Origin of the sequence: Flavobacterium tibetense (assembly GCF_003293845.1) — a bacterium.
Classification (GTDB): Bacteria; Bacteroidota; Bacteroidia; order Flavobacteriales; family Flavobacteriaceae; genus Flavobacterium; species Flavobacterium tibetense.
In genome coordinates, this window is record NZ_QLST01000001.1 from 41,213 (window position 1) to 52,798 (window position 11,586).

An 11,586-nucleotide genomic window follows, 5' to 3' on the forward strand; every position below is an offset into this window, starting at 1 on the left:
AGAATTACTCTTTAGTTTCTTCTTCTTTTTTAGAATCTGCTGGTTGATCGTCTTTAGCTGCGTTTTTAAATTCTTTAATACCGCTTCCTAAACCTTTCATTAATTCTGGAATTTTCTTTCCACCAAAAAGTAACAATACAATCACCACAATTAAAATAATTTGTGGCACACCAATCATTCCTAAAAATATTGCTAATGCATTCATGATTTCAATAATTAATACTGCAAAGATATAAAGATTTTACCAATTGCTTATTTTTTAACGATTTATTATTTAGTTTCTCCTTGGCTCGTTAGGGTATTTCTTATATTTGTAACATTAAAATCCATTCCAATGGCTAAAAAGAGAAGAAAAAGTAACATTTTATGGAGAAAACTCCTTAACAAAAGACGTTTGGTTATTCTAAACGAAGATACCTTTGAAGAAACTTTTTCGTTGAAATTAACCTTAATGAACGTCTTTGTGGTGTTTGGATTGGGTGCCATTTTGATTATCTTTTTCACTACATATATTATTGCTTTTACACCGCTTCGCGAATATATTCCAGGTTATGCTTCTACCAAATTAAAACAAGACGCCTTGGAATTAGCCATCAAATCCGATTCTTTGGAAAAAGTTGTGAAAAATAACAACGCGTATATTTCGTCTATCAAAAAAGTATTAACAGGCGATTTAGAATATGCTAAATTCAATAAGGATTCACTCATTGCTTCAGAACAACAACAATTAGATTTACCAGTCGATGCCTCAGCAACCGAAAAAGAATTGCGTGATAAAGTAATTCAAGAAGACAAATACAACGTTTTTGAATCGGCAAAGCCAAAAGTAAGTTTTGTACTTTTTCCACCAGTTCAAGGGAAAATCATTGAAAAATATAGTGCCAAAAATAAACATTTAGCCGTAAAATTAGCGGTGATGAACAACACGCCAATTAAAGCCGTTGCGACAGGAACCATCGTTTTTGCGGATTGGACACCAACCAATGGTTATGTAATTATTGTGCGCCATCAAGAAGCTATTTTATCGGTTTACAAAAACGCTGCTTCGATTACAAAAAAACAAGGCGATACCGTAAAATCAGGTGAAGTAATTGCATTGTCTGGTGGAAATAGCGCTACCGTGGAAAGTAATATCACGCTTCATTTTGAGCTTTGGAAAGACGGTTTCCCAATTGATCCAACCCAATTTATAAACTTCGAATAAGATGTCGATAAAAGCAATTGCAGCTAAAATTTTTGCTCATTACATTCACAACAAAACACAAAAATGGGCCAATAATCCAGTGGAAACCCAACAAAAAGTCTTTGAATCTTTAATCAAAGAAGCAGCTCAAACGCAATTTGGAAAAGACCACGATTTTAGTTCCATAAAAACACATGCTGACTTTGTTCAAAAAGTGCCAATTCGTGATTATGAAGGTTTGAAATCCTATGTTGATTTGGTCGTAAAAGGCAAAGAAAATGTACTTTGGAAAGGAAAACCTTTATATTTTGCTAAAACTTCTGGAACGACATCGGGTGCTAAATATATTCCATTGACTAAAGAATCGATGCCGTTTCACATTCAGGCGGCTAGAAATGCGATTTTAAGTTATATTCACGAAACGGGAAAAGCTGATTTTGTTTCAGGAAAAATGATTTTCTTGCAAGGAAGCCCAATTTTGGAAGAAAAAAACGGAGTAAAATTGGGAAGATTATCAGGAATTGTAGCACATTTTGTTCCAAAATACCTTCAAAAAAACCGCATGCCGAGTTGGGAAACCAATTGTATTGAAGATTGGGAAACCAAAGTCAATGCCATTGTAGAAGAAACCATCAATGAAAATATGTCGGTGATTTCTGGAATTCCGTCTTGGGTGCAAATGTATTTTGAGAAACTTTCCGCAAAAGCGAATAAACCTGTTGGCGAAATCTTCAAAAACTTCAACTTATTCATTTATGGCGGCGTGAATTACGAACCTTATCGCGCCAAATTTGAAAATTTAATAGGAAGAAAAGTCGATTCCATTGAATTGTTTCCAGCTTCTGAAGGATTTTTTGCTTACCAAGATTCGCAGAAAGAAAAAGGAATGTTACTGTTATTGAATTCCGGAATTTTCTACGAATTCATTAAAGCAGACGAATTTTTCAATGAAAATCCAAAACGTTATACAATAGGCGAAGTGGAAATAGGCGTAAATTACGTTTTAATTATTTCTACCAATGCTGGACTTTGGGCTTATAATATTGGCGATACTATTCAATTTACGAGTTTAAAACCGTATCGAGTAATCGTTTCGGGAAGAATCAAGCATTATATTTCTGCTTTTGGAGAACACGTTATTGGTAAAGAAGTTGAAGCTGCTTTACAAGAAGCGATGGAAGGAACGGATATTCGAGTAAATGAATTCACCGTAGCACCACAAATCACACCAAAAGAAGGTTTGCCGTATCACGAATGGTTCATAGAATTTGACTCCGAAGTTTCGGAAGAATCCAATAATCTAGAAGATTTTGCGTTAAAAATTGATGCTGCCATGCGCAAACAAAATGTGTATTACGATGATTTAATTGTTGGAAATGTACTACGAACCTTAGTGATTACCAAAGTTCCAAAAAACGGTTTCCAAGAATACATGAAATCCATAGGAAAATTAGGTGGACAAAATAAATTACCAAGACTTTCAAATGATAGAAAGATTGCGGATTTTTTTACAAATAGTCAATTGTAGGATTGTCCCCTTGAGGGGACTTTAGGGGTGTTTTTATATCTTATGAATATGTACAAATTTTTTTTCTTTTTTATCTCATTTTCCCTTTCTGCCCAAATCAAAGGCGTGGTCAAAGACAGTATTTCTGGCGAACCCATTCCGTATGTGAATATTTGGGTAGAGAATGAAGCTATCGGAACTACTTCAGAAGCTAATGGAACTTTCGAAATTCAAACTTCTGCGGGCAAAAATTTGGTTTTCTCTGTTTTGGGCTACCAAAGAAAATACCTAGCAGCTAAAGAAAACATGACGGTGCTATTGAGTGAAACTACCATGAATTTAAAAGAAGTAGTTTTGATCAATAAGAAAGCAACAAAATTCGTAGAAATTGGGAAAACACCAAATACCATCAAACAAGCTTTTGATAACGGACCAAAAATGAACGCCAAGTTTTTTCCGTATCAATCCAGTTACGCGAAAACAAAATTCATTCAAAAAATCACGGTTTACACGGATTCTAAAATTGAAGATGCCTTAGTAAAAATTCATTTGTATGAAGTGGATGAAAACGGTTTTCCCGGAAATGAATTATTGCCCAAAGAACTCTTGGTTACCATCAAAAAAGGTGTTTTAAAACACTCGATTGATGTTTCGGAACACAATTTATCCATGCCTGAAAATGGAGTTTTTGCTTCATTTGAAAGACTTCTAATTGAGCGAAATAAATTGGGAACCAAATACCAACCGTATATTTTATACAATTTTGTGGAACGTGATTTTCTTTTCACTTTTTCAGGTGGAAAATGGAATAAAATGGAAAATGAATCGGCAGACGTAAAAGAGAAAATGCGTTTCAACGAGCCAGCAATTTACCTGATTTTATCAAACTAAAAATAAAAATCGTACCTTCGCAGGTTAGATAAACATATATATTAATGAAGGACATTAAAAACATTTCGCGTTCTAGAGCGCAAGAGTCGTCAGCAGCTATTGAACGACTGTACATTACCATGAGACATTTATTCAACAGAGGTTTCTATAAACCAATGGGTGTTTCAGGAGAAACTTTACGTGAAGCTTTATTACAGCTTCGACCAGAAATTTACGGTTCTATCGCTGAAGAAAAAGTAGAACTAAACGGACTTTTATACGTAATTGAACGTTTACCTATTGGAATTGAAGAATGCCGCTACATCAACTTAACTTCTGATGAAGGCTATTCCAATTCGCACTTTAAAGCGATTGTTCCTCCAAAAAGAAGAAGAAATTGTTACCGTATCGATGACGAACAAATGAACGTGGAAATCACACGTGGTCGTTCGGATATTTATGATATTTTAACGCATTTGACGTTTATTTTCATTGAATCGCACAAAATTAAAGATAGAGTTTTAATTGATGATGAAGGAGCTGTTTCTCGCGATTGGCAAAAATTAGAAGCCGCAGCTAAACAAACGAAAAAGTTACCTTTAATTGAACGTGAAAAAGCTATTTCTCATGCGGCAAATGTGTTAGGAAGAACGTTTGCTGAGGTGCAAGATATTTACGATGATTTTGCTACAGCTGAAGCGCCAGACCGATTTTTACATGTTATTTATTGGATAGGAAAATTAGCTATTGAAGAAGTAGTCGACAATAACAAAAGAACGATTACATTCAGTCCAATTTTAAGAGAACGATTAGGCCATCACATTTATGGCGATATTTGGGCAACCACCATTAAAGATGTTTTATTAAAAAACAACTTAATTGAACGCCCTATTCACATCATTAGTGCGAATATGCACAGTGTAATGAATTCGTTGTTTGCTGAACCCGTTTTAGGAAAAAAATATAAGAATACCCCTGAATTTCAAATATTTGAAGATTTAAGTAGTTCTGCAAATAAAGATTTACGCAAGAAAGTGGAAGAAGTTGCGTTATCGCAAGGAATGATTTCGTTACCTGATACGTCAGGAACTAATATCGACGTTCAAATTTTTGATACAGCCAAAATTGATTTTAGTAAAACTATTTTTGCTAGTGCTAAGTTAGCCAAAGAGAATCCCGTTTTAATTGTAATGGATTATGCTTTTGGTGAACAAGCTTTTGAAACCATTGATGAATTATTGAAACCATATAAAGTAGAAAAGAAAAACAAAATTTTCTTAAACGTAGAATCAGTTTCCATAATGGGTAAAGCTGGAATTTTAGAAGGCGGAAAAGGCGATATTATGATACCATGCGCACACGTGAACGAAGGAACAGCTGATAATTATCCGTTTGATAACGAATTAACCGCAGCAATGTTTGAAGGAAATGGAATTCCCGTTTTTTCTGGACCAATGATTACAGTTCTTGGAACATCGCTTCAAAACAGAGATTTGTTGAAGTTTTTCCACGAATCTACTTGGGGTGCTATTGGTTTAGAAATGGAAGGAGCCTATTATCAAAAAGCGATTCAATCGGCCTCTAAAATTAGAAAAAGTATCAATCCAGATGTAAAAGTTAGATACGCTTATTATGCTTCGGATAATCCATTAGAAACTGGAAGCACTTTAGCATCAGGCGGTTTAGGAACAACTGGAGTGAAACCAACGTATTTGATTACAATTAAAATATTAGAACAAATTTTCAACACAAACTAATTGCTCATGAGTTCAAATTCACAAGATCAAGAAATTGATTTAGGTCAAGTTTTTTCAAAAATTGGTGGTTTTTTTTCCAATTTAGTAGATAAGTTTTTTGACTTTCTTTTCTTTTTAATTAAAAATAGTATAATCATAATTATTTTATTGGTTATTGGGGTTGGTGTGGGTTATTTTTTAGATAAAAGCTCAAAAACCTACAATCATGAAATTATTGTGTCGCCAAACTTTGGAAGTGTTGATTATTTGTATGCCAAAGTGAATTTATTGGAGGCAAAAAAGAAAGAGAATGACACTGTTTTTATTTCCAATCTTGGAATTAAAAATGTGAAAAAATTGGGTAAAATCGAAATTGAGCCTGTTATTGATTTGTATAAATTTATCACTAGTAAGCAAGAAAATTTTGATTTAATAAAATTAATGGCTGAAGATGGAAGTTTAGATAAAATTGTAAAAGATGAAATTACAAGTAAAAACTATCCTTTTCATTTAATTAAATTTTCAACTAGTAAAACGATTTCAGAAGACGCATTGGTTAAACCTTTATTGACGTATTTGAATGATTCAGAGTATTTCAATATTGTTAAACAACAATATTTGGAAAACACAGCTGTGAAAATGAGAGCAAATGATAGTACTATTGCTCAAATTAACTCCTTGTTGAATGATTTTTCTAAAGCATCATCTGGTAATCAAAAAAGTTCAAGTTTGGTTTATTACAATGAGAATAACAACTTGAATGATATTATCAAAACGAAAGATGGTTTAGTAACTGAACAAGGTGATTTTAAACTCCGTTTAATCAATAACGATAAGGTAATCAAAGATATTAGTGTAACAACTAATATTATTAATACTAAAGGAACAAACGGAAAACTAAAATTGGTATTACCAATTTTACTTGTTTTTATGTTCTTGTTATTCCATTGGTTTAAAGGTTTTTATAAAAAGCAATTACAAAAGCGAGGTTAACAATAATGAAACATATTTTAGTAACAGGCGGCGCAGGCTTTATAGGATCTAATTTCGTGCCTTATTTTATAGAAAACAATCCAGATTATCATTTGGTAAATTTGGATTTATTAACTTATGCAGGAAATTTGGGCAATGTAAAAGAAGTTGAAAATCATCCAAGATATACATTTATTAAAGGGGATATTTGTAATAGAAATTTTATTGAAGAGTTATTCCAAAAACACCAATTTCACGATGTAATTCACTTTGCCGCAGAAAGTCATGTAGATAATTCGATTTCGGGACCAGAAGCTTTCATTAAAACGAATGTTTTAGGCACTTTTAATTTATTAGACACCGCTAGAAAACTTTGGATGTCGGCACCAAACCAATACAATGCTGGATTTGAAAATGCACGTTTTCACCATGTTTCAACCGATGAGGTTTACGGAACTTTAGGCGAAACTGGTTTGTTTGAAGAGACCACTCCTTATGCACCTAATAGTCCATATTCTGCTTCAAAAGCGGGTTCAGATATGATTGTAAGAAGTTATTTTCACACCTACGGAATGAATGTAGTTACAACAAACTGTTCAAACAATTACGGACCAAAGCAACACGATGAAAAGTTAATTCCAACGATTATTCGTAAAGCAATTTCAGGAGAAAGTATTCCTATTTATGGTGATGGAAAAAATGTGCGTGATTGGCTATACGTTTTAGATCATTGCAAAGGAATTGAACTAGCTTTCAAAAAAGGAAAATCGGGAGAAACATATAATATTGGAGGGAGAAACGAACGTAATAATTTATACATAGTAGATAAAGTTTGTGCCATTTTAGACGAAATGAAGCCAAAAGAATCAGGAAGTTATAAGGAGCAAATTACCTTCGTGAAAGATAGACCAGGTCATGATTTACGCTATGCAATCGATGCAACAAAGATTGAAACTGGATTAGGTTGGAAAGCCGATGAAAATTTCGAATCAGGTATTTTAAAAACGGTTCGTTGGTATTTAGAAAAGTTTAAAAATAAATAAACAATATCTAAGGTTTATATGGGATATGTACGGGACATGTTCGGGATATCTATGAAGTATCTACCTACTTATTAATAATAGAAATGAAAGGAATTATATTAGCAGGAGGTTCAGGCACGCGTTTACACCCATTAACATTAGCGGTGAGTAAGCAGTTAATGCCAATTTATGATAAACCTATGATTTATTACCCATTATCGACCTTGATGTGGGCAGGAATTCGTGAGATTTTAATTATTTCAACGCCTCATGATTTACCTCTATTTCGTCAATTATTGGGCGATGGAACAAAATTAGGTTGCCGATTTGAATATGCTGTTCAAGAACATCCCAATGGATTAGCAGAAGCTTTTATCATTGGCAAAGAATTTGTTGGAAACGACAAAGTGGCTTTAATTTTAGGAGATAATATTTTCTATGGAACAGGTTTAGCCGAATTGTTACAAGCTAATAATAATCCAGATGGTGGAATTATCTATGCGTATCATGTTCATGATCCAGAACGTTATGGCGTAGTAGATTTTGATAAAGACGGAAAAGTGTTGTCTATTGAAGAAAAGCCAGCTCAACCCAAATCAAACTATGCTGTTCCAGGTATTTATTTTTATGACAATGATGTTTTAGAAATTGCTGCCAATATCAAACCAAGTCACCGTGGTGAATTAGAAATTACTGATGTGAATAAAGAATATTTGAAACGCGGTAAATTACAAGTAAGTATTTTGGATAGAGGAACTGCTTGGTTAGATACAGGAACGTTCCAATCGCTAATGCAAGCCGGACAATTTGTTGAAGTTATCGAAGAGCGTCAAGGTTTGAAAATTGGTGCTATTGAAGAAGCGGCCTACAAAATGGGCTTCATTGATGCTAATCAATTAAAATCTTTAGCTGAGCCGTTATTAAAAAGTGGTTACGGAAAACATTTAATGAGTTTAGTGAGCTAAAATGACATTTACAGAAACCAAACTAAAAGGATGTTTTATCCTTGAACCAAAAATAATAAAAGACGATCGTGGTTACTTCATGGAAAGCTTTAATGAAAAGACTTTTCAAGAAGGAATTGGACAAAAAGTGACTTTTGTTCAGGATAACCAATCGTTTTCAACTCGAGGTGTTTTGAGAGGATTGCATTACCAATGTGGCGAACATGCGCAAGCAAAGTTAGTTCGTGTTTTACAGGGTGAAGTTTTGGATGTAGCGGTTGATTTACGTCCCAATTCAGAAACATATGGACAATATGAAGCTGTTTTACTTTCGGGAGAAAATCAAACACAGTTTTTTGTACCAAGAGGTTTTGCTCATGGCTTTCTAGTATTAAGTGAAACAGCAACTTTTTTTTATAAATGTGATAACTTCTACAACAAAGAAAGCGAAGGCGGTTTAATTTACAACGATGAAACTGTTAATATTAATTGGGATTTTCCTTTGGAAGAATTATTAATTTCAGAAAAAGACCAAGTTTTACCTAATCTTGAAAATGCTAAAAAAGTATGGTAGTTTTAGTTACAGGAGCCAATGGTCAATTAGGGCAATCCATTCAGTTTATTGCTAATAAATATCCCAACATTCAGTTTGTGTATACCGATTTTCAAGAAATGGACATTACCAATCTCGAAAGTTGTCAAACTGTTTTTTCAAAATATAAACCTCAATTTTGTATTAACACAGCGGCTTATACAGCTGTTGATAAAGCCGAAAGTGAATCCGAAAAAGCCCATTTAATTAATGCTGTTGGCGCTGAAAATTTGGCAAAGGTTTGTAAAGAATTTGATACCATCTTACTTCATATTTCAACTGATTTTATTTTTGACGGTACTTCGACTTCGCTCAGTTTGACAACTGGGTATAAAGAAACCGATATCCCAAATCCACAAAGCATTTACGGACAAACCAAATTAGATGGTGAATTGGCTATTCAAAAAAGTTGGGAGAAACATTTCATTGTACGAACTTCTTGGGTGTATTCCCAATTTGCTAATAACTTCATGAAAACCATGTTACGATTGGCTTCAGAACGCGATAGCCTGTCGGTTGTTAATGACCAGATAGGAACTCCAACAAATGCTGTTGATTTAGCAGAGGTTTTACTTACAATTATCCAATCACCCATCACCCATCACCCATCATTTTTTGGAATTTACAATTTTTCAAACGAAGGCGTATGTTCTTGGTATGATTTTGCAAAAGAAATATTTCATCAAAAAGGAATTTCAATAGATTTACAACCCATTCCCACATCAGCTTATCCAACACTGGCAAAAAGACCCACATTCAGCGTTTTGGACAAATCAAAAATAAAGACTACTTTTCCCATCGCAATTGCAGATTGGAAGACCAGTTTAAAAAAATGCTTAGAATTGCTGTAGAAAATGAAAAAAGTCGGCTTGGTTGTATGTTTGTTTTATTTCGTTGCTTCTTTCTCACAAGAAAAAGAAAAGCAAACATCCTATCTAGATGTTCAAGTTTTCAGAGGAAATATCTACAAACACGCCAATTATGTAAGTCATTTAATATCAGGACATCCCGATGGTTTTTTATTAAGTTACAATTGGAAAACTTTTGGTGAAAAAGAATGGCACCAAGCATACAATTATCCTGATTATGGGATTTCGTATCATTATATCGATTTTAAGAATCAATATTTGGGAGCAAATCATGCTTTTGGATTGCATTATAATTTCTATTTTCTTAATCGTCATTTGTTATTTCGTGTTTCGCAAGGTTTTGGTATAACCACAAATCCGTATGATAAAGAAACCAACAATAAGAACAACGCCTTTGGTACTAAAATTTTAGATAACAACTATTTTTTATTGCAATACCAAAAACAAAATATTTTAGATAAAGTTGGAATTCAGGCTGGTTTTATGCTAACCCATTTTTCCAACGGTAGATTTAAAGCACCCAACAGCGGTATCAATACGTTTACATTTAATGTTGGTTTGAATTATAATTTTGATGAAGAACGAGAATTTATAGTTGATTCGTTGCCATCAAAAGATACTTACAAAGAACGAATTAAATACAATATTGCATTTAGAACAGGAATTTCTGAAGGTCCAGTGCCGCATTTGGGACAAAAACAGTTTTATCATATTGGTTTGTATGCCGATAAGCGTATTGGAAGAAAAAGCGCGTTACAAGTGGGAACCGATGTTTTCTTTTCGCGCTATCTTGAAGAATACATTAAATTTGTTTCTGTTGCTTTTCCAGAAGATCATGAATCGTACACAACACCCAGAACGGATTACAGAAGAATTGGGTTATTTGTGGGTCACGAATTGTTTATAAACAAGCTTTCGGTTGAAACACAATTAGGTTATTACGTGTACAAGCCCTTTGACTATGAAATTGATATTTACCAAAGATTGGGAATGAAATATTATCTTTACCAAAATTGGTTTATTGGAGTTGGTTTAAAAACACATGGAGCCAGAGCGGAAGCTATAGAAGCTACATTAGGAATAAGATTGTAAATTTGTCAATTCGAGCGAAGTCGAGAAATCTAAATATGAAAAATTACGTATTCTATTTTCTACTACTAATTCTAATAGGAGGCTGCGGGATTTCTGAAGACTGTTTCAAAGGAAACGGAAATTCGGTAACGCAAGTGTTTCCATTGGAAGGTTTTACTAAAGTGAAAGTTTATGATGGTGTTGGACTAGTAATTAAAGAAGGTCCAAATTACGAAGTAAAAATTGTAACTAACGATAAAATTATAGACAATATTGATGTTTCATTACAAGGCGATATGTTAGTGGCTAAAGATAATTCTACTTGCAATATTGCTAGGGATTATGGGCAGACGGTGGTTTATGTGACGGTTCCAAACGGTTCAATTTTACCTTTAATTCAAGAATTAGAATTGTATTGTAAAACCGAACAAAAAATACAATCTAATGGTCTTTTACATTCACCTATCATAAGATTATTTTCTATTGAAGATGATGGAGATGGTGCTGGAACTGGTGATTTTTATATCCAAGTTGCTAATGGTCAATTGGTTGTTGAAAGTAATAGTACTTCAAATTTTTATGTAAGCGGACAATGCGAAGAAATGCTTTTGAATTTCTATTTTGGAAACGGAAGATTTTATGGAGAAGATTTACATGCTGAAAATATAAAAATATTCCAAAGAGGTTCTAATGATATGATTGTTTTTCCTGTGGCAAAAATAGAAGGAACTATTTTTTCAACGGGAAATGTTATTTTAAAAAATGTACCTCCAGTTGTTGATGTGGAGGAAGTTTTTACAGGGAGATTAATATATTAGAT

12 protein-coding genes are annotated in these 11,586 nt (G+C 33.5%); 11 read left to right on the top strand and 1 reads right to left on the bottom strand.

Annotated elements, in window-relative coordinates:
- Positions 1–4 precede the first annotated feature (4 nt).
- Entirely contained in the window at positions 5–205 is a 201-nt protein-coding gene (gene tatA, locus DPN68_RS00200; protein WP_113987569.1) for a twin-arginine translocase TatA/TatE family subunit, read from the bottom strand.
- 129 nt (positions 206–334) lie between these two features.
- Between tatA and DPN68_RS00205 the strand changes: the two genes are divergently transcribed.
- The 11 genes from DPN68_RS00205 (at position 335) to DPN68_RS00255 (ending at position 11,584) form a co-directional block, all read left to right on the top strand.
- On the top strand, positions 335–1,204 hold the full coding sequence (locus DPN68_RS00205; RefSeq protein ID WP_113987570.1) for a murein hydrolase activator EnvC family protein: 870 nt from the start codon (positions 335–337) through the stop codon (positions 1,202–1,204).
- Position 1,205: 1 nt separating this feature from the next.
- On the top strand, positions 1,206–2,711 hold the full coding sequence (locus DPN68_RS00210; RefSeq protein ID WP_113987571.1) for a GH3 auxin-responsive promoter family protein: 1,506 nt from the start codon (positions 1,206–1,208) through the stop codon (positions 2,709–2,711).
- A 48-nt stretch (positions 2,712–2,759) separates the two neighbouring features.
- A complete protein-coding gene (locus DPN68_RS00215) occupies positions 2,760–3,581 on the top strand; it encodes a carboxypeptidase-like regulatory domain-containing protein (protein ID WP_113987572.1) in 822 nt (273 codons plus the stop codon).
- A 44-nt stretch (positions 3,582–3,625) separates the two neighbouring features.
- The gene (locus tag DPN68_RS00220; RefSeq protein WP_113987573.1) at positions 3,626–5,317 is read left to right on the top strand and encodes a DUF6909 family protein; all 1,692 of its coding nucleotides are present in this window, start codon (positions 3,626–3,628) and stop codon (positions 5,315–5,317) included.
- Positions 5,318–5,323: 6 nt separating this feature from the next.
- Entirely contained in the window at positions 5,324–6,289 is a 966-nt protein-coding gene (locus DPN68_RS00225) for a hypothetical protein (protein WP_113987574.1), read from the top strand.
- 5 nt (positions 6,290–6,294) lie between these two features.
- Positions 6,295–7,311: a dTDP-glucose 4,6-dehydratase gene (gene rfbB / locus DPN68_RS00230; RefSeq protein WP_113987575.1), complete on the top strand. Its 1,017-nt coding sequence runs from the start codon at positions 6,295–6,297 to the stop codon at positions 7,309–7,311.
- Positions 7,312–7,394: 83 nt separating this feature from the next.
- A complete protein-coding gene (gene rfbA / locus DPN68_RS00235; RefSeq protein WP_113987576.1) occupies positions 7,395–8,255 on the top strand; it encodes a glucose-1-phosphate thymidylyltransferase RfbA in 861 nt (286 codons plus the stop codon).
- Position 8,256: 1 nt separating this feature from the next.
- Positions 8,257–8,808, top strand: a complete 552-nt coding sequence (rfbC, locus tag DPN68_RS00240) for a dTDP-4-dehydrorhamnose 3,5-epimerase (RefSeq protein WP_113987577.1) — start codon at positions 8,257–8,259, stop codon at positions 8,806–8,808.
- Positions 8,802–9,677 carry a dTDP-4-dehydrorhamnose reductase gene (gene rfbD, locus DPN68_RS00245; protein ID WP_113987578.1) on the top strand — a complete coding sequence of 292 codons (876 nt, stop codon included), beginning with the start codon at positions 8,802–8,804 and terminating at the stop codon, positions 9,675–9,677. Before rfbC ends, rfbD begins: the two co-directional genes overlap by 7 nt.
- A gap of 3 nt (positions 9,678–9,680) precedes the next feature.
- Complete coding sequence (locus tag DPN68_RS00250; RefSeq protein ID WP_113987579.1) at positions 9,681–10,787, top strand: acyloxyacyl hydrolase; 1,107 nt, start codon at positions 9,681–9,683, stop codon at positions 10,785–10,787.
- Between the two features lie 35 nt (positions 10,788–10,822).
- On the top strand, positions 10,823–11,584 hold the full coding sequence (locus DPN68_RS00255) for a GIN domain-containing protein (RefSeq protein WP_113987580.1): 762 nt from the start codon (positions 10,823–10,825) through the stop codon (positions 11,582–11,584).
- Positions 11,585–11,586 lie beyond the last annotated feature (2 nt).

Excerpts from the sequence above, each read along its gene's own strand:
- rfbA (WP_113987576.1), top strand. The coding sequence starts at position 7,395 with ATGAAAGGAATTATATTAGCAGGAGGTTCAGGCACGCGTTTACACCCA.
- DPN68_RS00220 (WP_113987573.1), top strand. The coding sequence starts at position 3,626 with ATGAAGGACATTAAAAACATTTCGCGTTCTAGAGCGCAAGAGTCGTCA.
- rfbC (WP_113987577.1), top strand. The coding sequence starts at position 8,257 with ATGACATTTACAGAAACCAAACTAAAAGGATGTTTTATCCTTGAACCA.
- DPN68_RS00250 (WP_113987579.1), top strand. The coding sequence starts at position 9,681 with ATGAAAAAAGTCGGCTTGGTTGTATGTTTGTTTTATTTCGTTGCTTCT.
- DPN68_RS00205 (WP_113987570.1), top strand. The coding sequence starts at position 335 with ATGGCTAAAAAGAGAAGAAAAAGTAACATTTTATGGAGAAAACTCCTT.
- DPN68_RS00225 (WP_113987574.1), top strand. The coding sequence starts at position 5,324 with ATGAGTTCAAATTCACAAGATCAAGAAATTGATTTAGGTCAAGTTTTT.
- DPN68_RS00215 (WP_113987572.1), top strand. The coding sequence starts at position 2,760 with ATGTACAAATTTTTTTTCTTTTTTATCTCATTTTCCCTTTCTGCCCAA.
- DPN68_RS00210 (WP_113987571.1), top strand. The coding sequence starts at position 1,206 with ATGTCGATAAAAGCAATTGCAGCTAAAATTTTTGCTCATTACATTCAC.
- DPN68_RS00255 (WP_113987580.1), top strand. The coding sequence starts at position 10,823 with ATGAAAAATTACGTATTCTATTTTCTACTACTAATTCTAATAGGAGGC.
- tatA (WP_113987569.1), bottom strand. The coding sequence starts at position 205 with ATGAATGCATTAGCAATATTTTTAGGAATGATTGGTGTGCCACAAATT.
- rfbB (WP_113987575.1), top strand. The coding sequence starts at position 6,295 with ATGAAACATATTTTAGTAACAGGCGGCGCAGGCTTTATAGGATCTAAT.
- rfbD (WP_113987578.1), top strand. The coding sequence starts at position 8,802 with ATGGTAGTTTTAGTTACAGGAGCCAATGGTCAATTAGGGCAATCCATT.